The following is a 13,140-nucleotide window of genomic DNA, read 5'->3' as shown; positions in this document are numbered from 1 at the left end:
CCATCAGTGGACCGGGCTCGGCGAAAGGTTGCTGGCCTGGTGAAGTGCTTCGATCATGCTACCCACCTCCACGACTCCCGTCCCGGCGATGTCGAACGCGGTGCCGTGGTCCACCGAGGTGCGGATGACCGGCAGGCCGACGGTGATGTTCACGCCGGCCTCGATGCCCAGGACCTTCACGGGGCCGTGGCCCTGGTCGTGGTACATCGCCACGATGAGGTCGTAGTCCCCGCGTCCGGCCAGGAAGAAGGCGGTGTCGGCGGGCAGCGGGCCGATGGCGTTGATCCCGTCGGCGGTGAGGACCTCGAGGGCCGGGATGATCTTCTCCTCCTCCTCGCCGTAGCCGAAGAGGCCGTTTTCCCCGGCGTGCGGGTTGATGGCGCAGACCCCGATCTTGGGGTTGGCGATGCCGGAGCGGACCAGGGCTTCGTGGCCGCGGCGGACGGTGCGTTCGACGAGCCCGGGTTCGATGCGGGCGATGGCGTCGATCAGCCCGACGTGGGTGGTCACGTGGATGACCTTCACCTTGGGGGTGGAGAGCATCATGGACACCTCGTCGACACCCATGAAGTGGGCCAGCAGTTCGGTGTGCCCGGGGTAGATGTGTCCGGCACTGTGCAGTGCGGCCTTGTTCAGCGGTGCGGTGCAGATGCCTTGGACGTCGCCGGCCATGCCGAGCTCGCAGGCGATGCGGATGTAGTGGTAGGCGGCGTTGCCGGCCTCTGCAGATTCGCGGCCCCAGGGCAGGTCCTCGGAGAGCAGGTGTGGGTCGATGACGTTGATGGTCCCGGGGACGAAGACAGCCTCGGAGACCTGCTGGATCTCCACGATGTCGGCGGTGACGCCGAGGGCCGCGGCGCCGAGGCGGAGGCGGTGGGTGTCGCCGATGACGATGGGGCGGCATTCGCGGTAGGCGCGTTCGTCCAGCAGGGCGCCGACGGTGACCTCGGGGCCGACGCCGGCTCCGTCGCCCATGGTGACGGCGATGAAGGGGCGCGGGTCGGTGGTGGTTGCTTCCATGGGATCTCCCGGGGAGGTGGGGGCTCCGCGCAGGGCGTGGAGCGTGTGGATGGCTTCTGTGAGGACGGTGGGGGTGCCGAAGGTGCCCGGTTTCGCGGCGACCAGTCGGCCGTCGTCGGCGCGGGTGATGACGACACCGTGTTGGATCTGGTTCAGGGGGACGAGTTCGTTGATGCCCAGGCGGTCCAGGACGGATCTGGCGGTTTCGCCGCCGGTCAGGACCAGGTCGGCGTCCGGGGCTGCGGCCAGTGCCGTGGCCACCGCGGCGTCCAGCTCCCGGTGGGCTGCGGCGGGGTCGCGGAGCGTGGTCGCGTCGGCCACGAGGGCCGCTGTGGTGCCGGTGGCCAGGAGCCGCGCTGCGGCCTCTGCCCCGGCCGCCCGGAAGACGGGGATGCCTGCCTCTTCGAGGTGGCCGACCTGCTCGGCGGCTGTCGGGCTAGCGGATCCAACCACCGCGAGGAGGGCCCGGGTGCCTCCCTCCGGGGATGCGGCAGGATCCGCGAGTTGCCGCCCGTTCAGCGGTGCCAGAACCCGGGCGAGCGAACGGGCCAGGGCTCCGGTGCCGACCAGGGCCACGGGGCACCGGTGGGAGGCCAGCGTCAGGTCGGCGAAGGCGGTGGCGATGCGGTCCAGGTCGGCGGCGGTCTCGCAGTCGACGATGGCGGCATCGTGTCCCGCCAGCGCGGCGCCCAGGCGGTGGTGGAGGGTGTCCTTCCTGACGTCTTCGAGGGCCACGCCGACGGTGGCCAGCGTTCCCAGGGCGTCCGCGACGGTGTCCGGAGCGCGGCGGTGCTCCACCTGCCAGAGGCCTGTATCGGCGAGCGCCTGTCCGTTCACGAGGGGGATGCCGTCCACGACAGTGCGTCCGTGCTCGGGCAGCGCACCGGCGATGACCAGCCGGTAGCCGGCGGCGCGCAGGGCCTCGAGTTCGGCGGGGATGTTCCCGCGCCAGAGCGAATCGATCTTCTTGAACAGCACGGTGCCGGGCGACGGGGCGGTGGGCAGCCGGCGGGCCACTGCCTGCCGGGCCTCCTCGGCGGGGAGCTGGCGCGAATGGGTGTCGATGACGAGGACCCCCGCCGATCCCGACGGCCCGGTGTCCCCGCGCAGCCGGATCACGGTGGCCGCTCCGGCGTCGTGGAATTGCGCTGCCGTTTCGGTGGCACCGGTGAAGTCATCGGCGATGGCCAGTACGTGCTGCATCCGCTGTTCCTCCTCCCGGGATCGTCGTCCGGCGGGCGCTGCTGCGTCCCGTCGTTTCCCACCCGCCGCCCGGTTTCCGCCGGTCTGCGAGGGGTGTTCCTGCACTCATCATGACACAACTTGCGCGAATCGCGCTACCGGTATTGCGCACAACACGCAGCTATGGCAGAGTGACGCAGACAACATCTTTCGGGCAGGTTCCGCACCGCACCACGGACGGCCACGGCCCTTGAATAATTGGACTTCACTTCACGAACCGAGAGGTCGATGATGACCGTTCCACTGACAGGACACGACATGTCCCGCCGGCAACTGCTGCGCTGGGGAGCAGCAGGAGGGCTCCTGCTGGGCGTCGGTGCCACCACCACCGCCTGCGCCGGCCCCACCGGCCTGCCCGGACCACAGACGTTGACCCTGGCGCTGAACCGCTCGCTGGTCAGCCTGGACAACAAGCTCAACCAGTTCGACGCCGCCGTCACCGTCCAACGTGCCGTACGCCAGGGCCTGACGGCCATCGGCCCCGACATCAAGCCGATTCCCGTGCTGGCCGAACGCTTCGAACTCACCGCCCCCACCCGCTGGACTGTAACGCTGCGTGAGGGCATCCGCTACTCCGATGGCTCCCCCGTGCAGATCCAGGACGTCGCCACCGCGTTGAAGATGTACGAAAAGGTCAACGGCTCCTTCGTGGCCAGCTTCTTCCCCGAGTTCCCCACGGTGGTTCCGCAGGACGAGCGCACCTTCTACCTGGACACCGTGCGCCCCGTGCCGATCCTCGATGCCCTCATGGCGCTGATCCTCATCACCCCGGCGAAGGACAACAAGGCGGCCGAGCTGCAGACCGGCGTCGGCACCGGCCCCTACAAGGTGGCCAGCTTCAACCGCGGTGCCGGCACCTACTCGCTGGTCCGCAACGACGAGTACTGGGGCGAGCGCCCGCAGATCGAACGGGTCAACGTCCGCTTCCTGCCCGAGGAATCCAGCCGGGTCATCTCCCTGCGCTCGGGCGAGGTCGACGTCATCGACTCGATCTCCCCGGACTCGGGCGAACAGCTTGCCGGGCTGCCCGGTGTGGTGCTGGAAGAGGCCTCGAGCCTGCGGCTGAACCAGATCTTCTACAACTTCCGCAAACCCAAGAGCCACCCGGTCTCCGATCCGAAGGTCCGCCAGGCACTGTCCATGGCGATCGACGGCCAGTCACTGGTCCGCGACGTCCTCATGGACTCCGTCACCCAGGCCGAGGGCGTCACCCCTTCATCGCTCTTCGGCTACTCCAAGACCGGCGACTACGTCTACGACCCGGCCGAGGCCAAGAAACGGCTCAAGGCCCTGGGCGTGGACAACCTGACGCTGAAGATCATCTGGGAGACCGGGGAGTTCGCCGCCGACACCTCCATCATGGAGGCCCTGTCCGCCATGTATGCCGACATCGGCGTGAAGACCCAGCTGCAGCAGTTCGAACCCGGCGGCAACATCCTGGACTGGCGCCAGGGCAAAACCGGCGACTGGGACCTGCTGGGCAACGGCTTCTCCAGCCCCACCGGACTGGCCATCACCATGCTCCAGGGCATGTACGCGGGAACGCCCGAAAAGGAGAAGACCCGCGACACCTACCAGGGCTACGTCAACGAGGCAGTCGCAGCGAAGATCGCCCGCGCCGCCTCCGAAGTCGACGAGGCCTCCCGCAACCAGCTGCTGGCCCAGGCCCAGAAGGCCGTCTGGGACACCTGGCCGTGCGCCTGGGCCTTCGTCCCGAAGTCGGTGCTGGCCCGGCGCCAGCGCGTGGACCACCTGGCCCTCTCCGCGGCCAATTCCTATCCGCTGTCCGACGTCACGCTGGAGGCCTGACCATGTTGACCTACCTCCCCAAGCGCATCGGGCAGGGCCTGCTGACCGTGTTCCTCACGGTCTCCACCGTGTTCCTGCTCATCCGCATGGCCCCGGGTGATCCCGCAGCGGCCTTCGCCGGGCCGCTGGCCACCAACGAGCAGCTCGCCGCGGTCCGCGAACAGTTCGGCCTGGACAAGCCGTTGCTGGCCCAATACTGGATCTTCCTGCAGCAGCTCGTCACCGGCAACCTCGGCACCTCCTATTCGTTCCAGGCGCCGGCCGCGCAGGTGGTGCTCGAACGCCTCCCCTACACGCTGACCCTGGCCACGGCGGCCATCGTCCTCGCAGCGGTGATCGCGATCCCGCTCGGCGTGTGGATGGCACGACGCACCAACACCGGCAAGGAACTGGGCGTTAACATGCTCACGATCACCGGACAGTCGATGCCCGACTTCTGGACCGGCATCATGCTGCTGACCGGCTTCTCCGTCCTGCTGCCGATCTTCCCCTCCTCCGGCTTCGCCACGTGGAGCGGCTTGGCCCTGCCGGCGATCACCATCGCCATCCTGCAGGTCGCCCTGGTCTCACGGATGGTCCGCCGGGAAATGACGGCGAACTTCTCCGCCCCCTACCTCACCGTTGCCCGCTCCCGCGGGGTCAGCGAATCCCTGTTGACCTGGCGCTATGCCATGGGCAACGCGGCCATCCCGGTGTTCACCGCCCTGGGCACCCGCTTCGCCGCCATGCTCAACGGCGTGGTCGTCGTCGAGGTCGTCTTCGCCTGGCCCGGCGTCGGCTCCCTCATTGTCCGGGCGCTGGAAACCCGCGACTACCCCCTCATCCAGGCCGCTGTCCTGATCACCGCGCTGCTCGCCGTGGGCGTCCAGCTGCTGATCGACCTGGCCTACCCGCTCCTCGATCCCCGGGTTCGACTCGGAAAGGCGGCCACAGCATGAGCACCACCACCCCCTCCCTGGCCGGGACCACGCCGGAGCGCACCACGCGCCCCAGCGGCGTCACCGCCCACGACCTGGCCACCTCGGGTGCCGCCCGACAGGCACGATCCACCCGGATCAAACTCTGGATCGGATCAATCTGCACCCTGGTGGTCTTCATCCCCATCCTGCTGGCCCAGGTGCTTCCACTGGCCGACCCGAACGCCCAGGACCTCTCCCAGCGCCGGCTCGCCCCGCTGGTCGCCGGACACCTGTTCGGCACCGACCAGCTGGGACGTGACCTGCTCTCACGCATCCTGCACGGCGGCCAGGTCTCGCTGACCATCGGCGTGCTCGCCGTCGTCGTCTCGGGTGCCATCGGCATCATCCTCGGCGCGGCGGCCGGCTTCTACGGCAAATGGGTGGACATCGTCATCTCCCGTGTCCTGGAAGCCCAGATGTCACTGCCCCTGCTGATGATGCTGCTGCTGGTCGTCGCCCTGTTCGGTCCCTCGATCCCGGTGATCACCTTCGTCATCGCGATCGCCCAATGGCCCGAAGTCGCCCGGCTGACGCGCTCGCTGGTGTTGGTCGAACGCGAAAAGCCCTATGTCGCCGCGGCCCGGATCCTGGGGCTGCACAAGATCCAGATCCTCATCCGCCACGTCATCCCGAACGTGTTCAAGCAGGCCTCCCTGGTGGTCCTGCTGCTCCTGGCCCAGGCGGTGCTGCTGGAAAGCGCGCTGAGCTTCCTGGGCGCCGGACCGCAGCGCCCGTTCGCCACCTGGGGCCGGATCATCTCCGACGGCCAGGACTACATCACCACCTCCTGGTGGATGGTGACCCTGCCCGGCCTGATGATCGCCCTGCTGGTCATCGGCGTGAACCTGCTCGGCGACGGATTGCGCGACCGCAAACCCCGCACCAAGCGCCTGAAAGGAGCCACCCGATGAGCGCGCAGCCCGAGGCCACGGCCACCACCGACCTGTTGGACGTCCGGGACCTCGTCGTCGAGTTGATGACCGACAACGGGATTGTCCGGGCCGTCGACGGAGCCACCTTCCGGGTGGGCCGCGGCGAGACGGTGACCATCATCGGCGAGTCAGGTTCCGGCAAGTCCACGACGGCCATGGGCATCCTGCAGCTGTTGCCGAAGGACCTGGCGGTCGTCTCCGGCACCGTGAAGGTCACCGGGCTCGATGTGCTCAAGGACCGCAAGGCCATCAACAAGGTCCGCGGGCGCACCGTCGCCCTGATCCCCCAGGACCCGATGACCGCGCTGAGCCCGGTGCTCTCCATCGGCAGCCAGCTGACCGAGGCCATCCGGATCGCCTCTCGCTCCACCTCCAAGTCGCGGGCCACCGCCCGGGCCGAGGAGCTGTTGGCCTCCGTCCACATCCCCGAGCCGGCGGCCCAGCTCAGGAAGTACCCGCACCAGCTCTCCGGCGGCATGCTCCAACGCGTGCTGATCGCCATGGCGCTGGCCAGCGAACCGCAGCTGCTGATCGCCGACGAGCCGACGTCCGCCCTGGACGTCACAGTGCAGGCCGGCATCCTCGACCTGTTGCTGGAGATCCAGGAGCAGCGTGGCACCGGCATCCTGATGATCACCCACGACATCGGCGTCGCCCGCCTGGTCTCCGACACGATCCACGTGATGAAGAACGGACGATTCGTCGAATCCGGGCCCGCCGCCACGATCGTGGACGCACCGCGTGAGGAGTACACCCGCAAGCTCCTCGGTGCCATCCCCCAACTGGGCCCCTGGGACGAGAGCCCCACCCAGGACACCGCCGTCGAACCTTTGCCGCAGGAGGCACACCGTGACTGAGCCCTTCCTCACCGTCGAGAACCTCACAGTCGACTACTCCACCAAGGCCGGGCCATTCCGTGCGGTGGACGATGTCTCCTTCAGCGTCGGCCGGGGCAGCACCCTGGCGGTGGTCGGGGAATCCGGCTGCGGGAAGTCGACCATCGCCAAGGCAGTCATGCGGCTGCTGCAGCCCTCCAGCGGTCGGATCGTGCTGGACGGCACCGACCTGGTGCCGCTGAACGACGCCAGGCTGCGGCCGCTGCGCAAACGCTTCCAGATGGTCTTCCAGGACCCCTACGGTTCGCTGGACCCGCACCTGAGCGCCGAGGACATCGTCACCGAACCGCTCAGGATCCAGGGGGTGCGCTCCGCCACCGAACGCAACGCCGAGGCCCGCCGGCTCTTCGACCGGGTGGGGTTGGCCGAGTCCTCGCTGGCCCGGCGTGCCAACGAGTTCTCCGGAGGGCAGCGCCAGCGCATCGGGATCGCCCGGGCGCTGGCGTCCAAGCCGGACCTGCTGGTCTGCGACGAGGCCACCAGCGCGCTGGACGTCTCGGTGCAGGCGCAGGTGCTGGAGCTGCTGCAGGAGATCCAACGCGATACCGGCATCACCTACGTCTTCATCTCCCACAACCTGGGAGTGGTCAAGGAGATCAGTGATGAGATCGTGGTGATGCGCAAGGGGCGGATCGTCGAGGCGGGAACCACCGCCGACGTGCTGGCCACCCCGCGCGAGGACTACACCCGGCGGTTGCGGCGTGCCGCGCTGGACCCCACGACCATGGAGGGCATCAAACCCCGCCATCTGGTGTCCTCGCTGGCGCAGAAGACCCCGGCCTGAGCCCCCGACCCACCGACCTTTCGACCCCGACGAACACCCCAGGAGCACGATGACCACCCCGCAGACAGCACCCGACGCCACGGCGAGAGCCGGCCAGGACCCCTTCTCCGGCCTGGTACTGGGCACCATGACGTTCGGCGACACCGTCGACGAGGCCACCGCAGCCCGCATGCTCGACACCGCCCTGGACGCCGGCATCCGCCACATCGACACGGCCAACGCCTACGTCGGCGGCGAGACGGAGCAGATGCTCTCCCGCCTGCTCACCGGACGCCGCGACGAGGTCTTCCTCGCCTCCAAGGCCGGGATGCCGCACGCCGATGCCGGCGAGGACGCACTGCTCTCCCCCGCTGCGCTGCGCCGCAGCGTCGAGGCGTCGCTCACCCGGCTGGGCACCGACCGGCTGGACCTGTTCTACCTGCACCAACCGGACAACTCCACCCCGTTGGCCGACACCCTGGGCGCGGTGGCCGAGCTGGCCGCCGAGGGCAAGATCCGCTCCCTGGGCGTCTCCAACTACGCGGCCTGGCAGATCGCCGACGTGGAGGCCGCCGCGGCCGCCGCCGGCGCCCCGGCACCGGTGGTCGCCCAGCAGCTCTACAACCTGGTGGCCCGGCGCATCGAGGACGAATACCTGCCCTTCGCCGCCTCCCACGGCGTGCGCACCATGGTCTACAACCCGCTCGGCGGCGGCCTGCTCACCGGCCGGCACAGCTACGGCGAGCGCCCCGCGGAGGGCCGGTTCGGCGACTCGCGGCTGGCGGCGATGTACACGCAGCGCTACTGGGACGCCACGCTCTTCGAGGCGATCGACGCGCTCTCGGGCATCGCCGCCGATGCCGGCCTGACGCTGATCGAACTCTCGCTGCGCTGGCTGGCCCACCACCCGGGCGTCGATTCACTGCTGCTCGGCGGCTCCAAGCCGGCCCAGCTCGAATCCAACATCGCTGCCATCTCCGCCGGCCCGCTGCCCACCGACCTCGTGGCCGCCTGCGACGCCGTCGGCGCCTCGCTGCGCGGACCCATGCCCGCCTACAACCGCTGACCAGCCCCGTACTCCCCCCACACCCCACGAACCGAAAGCAGGAACCATGACGTCGAGCGTCGCCGCCGAATTCGCCCGCAAGATCCGAGCCCGCGAACGCGCGGTGGGCTACTGGATCGTGCTCGATTCCCCCGTCTCCACCGAACGCATCGCCCGCGCCGGCTACGACTACGTCGCCCTGGACGCCCAGCACGGGCTGATCGGCTACTCCGGCATGCTGCACGGCCTGCTGGCCATCGACGCCGGGCAGAGCGCAGCCGGCCTGGTCCGCGTGGAGGCCAACAACCCCACGGCCATCGGCAAGGCCCTGGACGCCGGAGCCGTGGGCATCATCGTCCCGCTGGTCAACACCGCTGAGGACGCCGCAGCAGCGGTCCGGGCCGCGAAGTACCCGCCGCACGGGGACCGCTCCTACGGGCCCATGCGCTCCGCACTGCGGGTCGGCCCGGTCCCCGCCGAGGCCGACGCCGCCACGCTGGTCTTCGCCATGATCGAGACCCCTGACGGGCTGGAGAACGTGGAGGCCATCGCCGCCACCCCCGGGCTCGACGGCGTCTACGTCGGCCCCTCCGACCTGGCCCTGGCCGTCGGTGCCGGGTTCCCGGGCGACCCCGACGTCGCCGAGGTCTTCGACGCAGCCCTGGTCCGCGTCGCAGCAGCGGCCGAGGCCGCCGGCGTGGCAGCGGGCATCCACAACGCCACCGGCGAACTCGCGGCGCAGCGCCTGGGCTCGGGCTACACGTTCGCCACCGTCGCCTCCGATCTGACCCACCTGGAGCTCGCGGCGAAGGCCCACCTGGACGCGGCACGGGGCAACGCATGAGCACCGCATCCCCGAACACCACCGGCTACGACGCCATCACCCCCGACGGACGGGTGCACCCGTCGGCCGACGGCGCCGATGCCCTGGCCTTCGCCTACCTGCCGGCCCCCACGGTGCAATCGCACGCCGCCAACCTCGCCACCCTGCCCGACGGCCGCCTGGGCTGCGTCTGGTTCGGCGGCACCCAGGAGGGCGTGCCGGACATCAGCGTCTGGTTCTCCACGCTGGGCCGCACCGCCACCGGCTGGGACACCACCTGGTCCGAGCCGGTGCGCCTGACCGATGACGGCACCCGCTCCGAGCAGAACCCCATCCTCTTCGTCCACGGCACCGAACTCTGGCTGCTCTACACCGCCCAGCACGCCGGAAACCAGGACACCTCGGAGGTCCGTCGCAGGATCTCGCACGACGGCGGTGCCTCCTGGGGCGACACCCACACCCTGTTCGGTGCCACCGAAGAGGGCGGAGTCTTCGTCCGCCAACCCCCGGTCCTCATCGATGGCCGCCTGCTGGTGCCGATCTTCCGCTGCGTCACCGTCCCCGGCGAGAAATGGGTGGGCAACGAGGACGACAGCGCCGTCATGGTCTCCGACGACGACGGCGCCACCTGGACCCGCCAGCTCGTCCCGGGCTCGCTGGGCTGCGTGCACATGAACATCCACCCGCTGCCCGACGGCACCCTGCTGGCCCTCTACCGCAGCCGCTGGGCCGACTGGATCCATTCCTCCCACTCCACCGACGGCGGGGCGACCTGGAGCGAACCGGTCCCCACCGAACTGCCGAACAACAACTCCTCCATCCAGTTCACCCCGCTCTCCGACGGCCGGCTCGCCCTGATCTACAACCACAGCCAGGCACAAGCCGACACCGAGCGCCGCGCCTCGCTCTACGACGAGATCGACGACGACGGCCTGGCCGACACCCAGGAGACCCTGGCGGAACCGGTGGCCCCCGCCGCCGGCGCCGCAGGTTCCGACAGTGCCGCCGACGCGGGACCGAAGGCCTTCTGGGGCACCCCGCGGGCACCGTTGACCGTCGCCATCTCCGAGGACGGCGGGCACAGCTGGCCCATCCGCCGGGACCTGGAAACCGGCGACGGGTACTGCTTGTCCAACAACTCGCGCGACGGGCTCAACCGGGAGTTCTCCTACCCCTCCATCCACCAGAGCGCGGACGGCCAACTGCAACTGGCCTACACGTACTTCCGCCAGGCCATCAAATACGTGAGGGTCTCCCCCGACTGGGTCTACGGCGGAGGCGACGCCTGATGGCACGGCACGCCGTCGTCACCGGTGCCAGCTCCGGTATTGGCCACGCCATCACCACCACCTTGCTGGCCGCGGGGTGGAAGGTCACCGGGCTCAGCCGCCGCGATCCCGGTTTCGCCGTAGGGTCCGGGTCCTTTGAGTGGCTGGCTGCCGACCTCTCGGAGCCGGACTCGTTGCCCGGCCTCCTGCAGGAGGTCGGCCCGTCGACGCGGTGGTCCACGCCGCGGGCTTCATGACCACCGCGCCCCTGGCGGCCTGAATCCGGCGCGCTGCGCGGCATGTTCGCCGTGCATGGGGCGGCTCGGCCCTGGTGGATGCTCGGGCGGATCACCGACGGCGGCCGCGTGATGCTCATCGGCAGCCGGACCATGAGCAGGGTGGCCGGCAAGGCACTACGCAGCCACCAACCGCCATGGTCGGCATGGGCCGCAGCTGGGTATCAACTGGCCTGACGATCACCTGCAACATCGTCGCCCCGGGTCCCACCGACACCCCCATGCCTCCGACCGGACGAACCGGGGTGCCGCCGAAGGTCCCGGCGCTGGGAAGCTGTGACCCGGACGACGTCGCCGCACTCGTCGCCTTCGCTGGGCGCGCACGGATCGTCGATCACCGGCAGACGGTGACGATGTGCGGGGCGCCTCACTGTAGGTCGCCCGCGTCCTGCACGGAGGACGTGGTGGTGGTACCACTACCCGAAATCTCGGAACAGACCAGCTTGATCGTTCCATGGTCGGCAGCCCGGGGGCCTGCCTGCCGACCGGTGAAATTTACCACCGGATCTTACCGGGATGCAGTCGCGGTCACGTATTCATGCCGTGCCAGTGGCCCGGACTCAAGGTCTCTTCCGGTCCGCAGTCTGGATCTTGCGGGAGACCTTGGTGGCACCCCTGATGGGCTTGCCGCTGCGGTACCACTGGTAGGACACCTCGTGCCCTTCACCCAAAGGCCGCTGAAGGGTCGCGGACGACTTCGACCGCGAACCCGGCGCGGTGGTTACCTTCGTGTCGATCGGTATGTCGGCTGGGTCCGCAGCAGGGGCTTCGTTGCCACCGAGGTGAGCGTACGGTTCGCGTACCTGGCTGGCGGCCGGTCACCGCAACCGCCAGGCGCTGCTTGTGGTCGGCGCGAACTGCGGTATGACGATTTCGTGGCGCCCGATTGCCTTGCCGTTGCGGGTCCACTGGTGGTCAGGTAGTGCCACGCGTCCAGGACGGCGAGGGCGTGGAGTTTCACGCCCACAGTTTTCCATGGCCGATTCGAAGGACCGGATCTCGGCCGGGTGGCAACCAGGGTGGCCGCGGCGACGTGCGCTCAGGACCGTACTGGGTGATGGGTGCCTGCGTGGTACGGGGACGTCGTCGCGGAGATGACCCGGGCGCGCAACCTGTGACCGACATCGGTCGCCTTCAACGCGAACGTGTCCCCGGTCGCGCCGGCGATCATCTTGCCGTCGCGGAACCACTGGACCGAGGTGGTGACCGGTCCGCCGTACGCGAAGAGATCCCCCGGATGCTGGTAGCCGACAGCAAGAGGCTTGGTGAACACCGGGGTGGCCATCGTCGGGGTCTTCGGTTCCAGGGAGCCCAGGCCGATCACATCACTGGTAGCGTGCCTGGCCCGGCGGACCCCGTCGGGGAAGACGGTCATCGAGGACAGGCTGACGGTCCGGTCGGAGAACTGGTCGTAGTCCCAGTTGTCCAGCAGATAGGTCGGCCCGTCGCTGTGCCCGCGCTTCACGCTCGACCACCCGAATGTGGTCTTCGCCCCGGCGCCTGCCTTGATGGATGCCGTCAAGGTGGCACCTACGGCGGGTTTTCCGGTGATGGTCGGCGTGTTGTCGATCGGGTGGGCCGGGTCATCGACTGTGACCGGTTCCAGCGGCAAGATGGTGTCGTTCCCGTTGTCGTCGCTGACACGGATCGTGTGCCCTGAGTAGAGGCCGTAGGGGACGTCGTCGGCGTTGTAGGCCCAGGTCATCAACCAGGTGCCGTCGGGTCGAAGTTGGGCCGAGGTCATCGTCCCGTTCGTCATACGCATGCCCGCGTAGCCGGGGTTCCATAGCTGGAAGTCCCGAAGCCACAAGGTGTTGTCCCGGGCGGTAACGGTGACCGTGTATGTCTTGCCGGGCACCACGGTGCGAGGGTAGTCAACGGAGAGGATTTCCGGGGGAATGTCATCCCCGTTATCGGCCATGGCCGACGGGGCCAGTCCGGTGGCAAGTGCCAAAGCGGTGGCAGCAGCCAGCGTGGAGCGAAGCAAGCGGTTCATGCGGGTCCCCCAGGAGCAGTGATGCGGTGCAAGCCGAATCATATCTGTTGCCCGGGAAAAAGGGCCAGCATGTGCTTGTCCGTGAATCGGC

General features: G+C 69.1%; 12 protein-coding genes. 10 read left to right on the top strand and 2 right to left on the bottom strand.

Features of this window, described 5'->3' with window-relative positions; translation table 11 throughout:
* Positions 1–3: 3 nt before the first annotated feature.
* Positions 4–2,223: a 4-hydroxythreonine-4-phosphate dehydrogenase PdxA gene (pdxA, locus tag ACN0TP_RS07215; protein WP_417218129.1), complete on the bottom strand. Its 2,220-nt coding sequence runs from the start codon at positions 2,221–2,223 to the stop codon at positions 4–6.
* A gap of 297 nt (positions 2,224–2,520) precedes the next feature.
* Between pdxA and ACN0TP_RS07210 the strand changes: the two genes are divergently transcribed.
* Genes ACN0TP_RS07210 through ACN0TP_RS07165 form a run of 10 tightly spaced genes read left to right on the top strand, consistent with a single transcriptional unit; the run spans position 2,521 to position 11,230 of the window.
* Complete coding sequence (locus ACN0TP_RS07210; protein WP_417218127.1) at positions 2,521–4,071, top strand: ABC transporter substrate-binding protein; 1,551 nt, start codon at positions 2,521–2,523, stop codon at positions 4,069–4,071.
* Positions 4,072–4,073: 2 nt separating this feature from the next.
* Positions 4,074–5,009 carry an ABC transporter permease gene (locus tag ACN0TP_RS07205; protein ID WP_417218125.1) on the top strand — a complete coding sequence of 312 codons (936 nt, stop codon included), beginning with the start codon at positions 4,074–4,076 and terminating at the stop codon, positions 5,007–5,009.
* On the top strand, positions 5,006–5,941 hold the full coding sequence (locus ACN0TP_RS07200) for an ABC transporter permease (RefSeq protein WP_417218123.1): 936 nt from the start codon (positions 5,006–5,008) through the stop codon (positions 5,939–5,941). Before ACN0TP_RS07205 ends, ACN0TP_RS07200 begins: the two co-directional genes overlap by 4 nt.
* Positions 5,938–6,819, top strand: a complete 882-nt coding sequence (locus ACN0TP_RS07195; protein WP_417218121.1) for an ABC transporter ATP-binding protein — start codon at positions 5,938–5,940, stop codon at positions 6,817–6,819. Before ACN0TP_RS07200 ends, ACN0TP_RS07195 begins: the two co-directional genes overlap by 4 nt.
* Positions 6,812–7,642 carry an ATP-binding cassette domain-containing protein gene (locus tag ACN0TP_RS07190; RefSeq protein ID WP_417218119.1) on the top strand — a complete coding sequence of 277 codons (831 nt, stop codon included), beginning with the start codon at positions 6,812–6,814 and terminating at the stop codon, positions 7,640–7,642. Before ACN0TP_RS07195 ends, ACN0TP_RS07190 begins: the two co-directional genes overlap by 8 nt.
* A 49-nt stretch (positions 7,643–7,691) precedes the next feature.
* Entirely contained in the window at positions 7,692–8,687 is a 996-nt protein-coding gene (locus ACN0TP_RS07185; protein WP_417218117.1) for an aldo/keto reductase, read from the top strand.
* Positions 8,688–8,733: 46 nt separating this feature from the next.
* Positions 8,734–9,510, top strand: coding sequence for an HpcH/HpaI aldolase family protein (locus ACN0TP_RS07180; RefSeq protein WP_417218115.1), 777 nt, complete (start codon positions 8,734–8,736; stop codon positions 9,508–9,510).
* Positions 9,507–10,778, top strand: coding sequence for a sialidase family protein (locus ACN0TP_RS07175; RefSeq protein WP_417218113.1), 1,272 nt, complete (start codon positions 9,507–9,509; stop codon positions 10,776–10,778). Before ACN0TP_RS07180 ends, ACN0TP_RS07175 begins: the two co-directional genes overlap by 4 nt.
* Positions 10,778–11,014 (top strand): SDR family NAD(P)-dependent oxidoreductase, encoded by a 237-nt coding sequence (locus ACN0TP_RS07170; RefSeq protein WP_417218111.1) that lies wholly within the window; start codon positions 10,778–10,780, stop codon positions 11,012–11,014. The genes ACN0TP_RS07175 and ACN0TP_RS07170 overlap by 1 nt, the downstream gene beginning before the upstream one ends.
* 42 nt (positions 11,015–11,056) lie before the next feature.
* Positions 11,057–11,230: a hypothetical protein gene (locus ACN0TP_RS07165; RefSeq protein ID WP_417218110.1), complete on the top strand. Its 174-nt coding sequence runs from the start codon at positions 11,057–11,059 to the stop codon at positions 11,228–11,230.
* Between the two features lie 862 nt (positions 11,231–12,092).
* On the opposite strand, the gene ACN0TP_RS07160 is transcribed toward ACN0TP_RS07165, so the two are convergent.
* Entirely contained in the window at positions 12,093–13,049 is a 957-nt protein-coding gene (locus tag ACN0TP_RS07160; RefSeq protein ID WP_417218108.1) for a hypothetical protein, read from the bottom strand.
* Positions 13,050–13,140: the final 91 nt, after the last annotated feature.

The organism is Arthrobacter sp. (genome assembly GCF_048266065.1).
Lineage (GTDB): Bacteria > Actinomycetota > Actinomycetes > Actinomycetales > Micrococcaceae > Arthrobacter_H.
The sequence above is the reverse complement of the archived record's forward strand: the minus strand, read 5'-3'. Positions and strand labels throughout refer to the sequence as shown.

Bases quoted from the DNA above. Each gene is read 5' to 3' on its own strand.
- ACN0TP_RS07210 (WP_417218127.1), top strand. From the start codon at position 2,521: ATGTCCCGCCGGCAACTGCTGCGCTGGGGAGCAGCAGGAGGGCTCCTG.
- ACN0TP_RS07175 (WP_417218113.1), top strand. From the start codon at position 9,507: ATGAGCACCGCATCCCCGAACACCACCGGCTACGACGCCATCACCCCC.
- ACN0TP_RS07205 (WP_417218125.1), top strand. From the start codon at position 4,074: ATGTTGACCTACCTCCCCAAGCGCATCGGGCAGGGCCTGCTGACCGTG.
- ACN0TP_RS07180 (WP_417218115.1), top strand. From the start codon at position 8,734: ATGACGTCGAGCGTCGCCGCCGAATTCGCCCGCAAGATCCGAGCCCGC.
- ACN0TP_RS07200 (WP_417218123.1), top strand. From the start codon at position 5,006: ATGAGCACCACCACCCCCTCCCTGGCCGGGACCACGCCGGAGCGCACC.
- pdxA (WP_417218129.1), bottom strand. From the start codon at position 2,223: ATGCAGCACGTACTGGCCATCGCCGATGACTTCACCGGTGCCACCGAA.
- ACN0TP_RS07160 (WP_417218108.1), bottom strand. From the start codon at position 13,049: ATGAACCGCTTGCTTCGCTCCACGCTGGCTGCTGCCACCGCTTTGGCA.
- ACN0TP_RS07165 (WP_417218110.1), top strand. From the start codon at position 11,057: ATGTTCGCCGTGCATGGGGCGGCTCGGCCCTGGTGGATGCTCGGGCGG.
- ACN0TP_RS07170 (WP_417218111.1), top strand. From the start codon at position 10,778: ATGGCACGGCACGCCGTCGTCACCGGTGCCAGCTCCGGTATTGGCCAC.
- ACN0TP_RS07195 (WP_417218121.1), top strand. From the start codon at position 5,938: ATGAGCGCGCAGCCCGAGGCCACGGCCACCACCGACCTGTTGGACGTC.
- ACN0TP_RS07185 (WP_417218117.1), top strand. From the start codon at position 7,692: ATGACCACCCCGCAGACAGCACCCGACGCCACGGCGAGAGCCGGCCAG.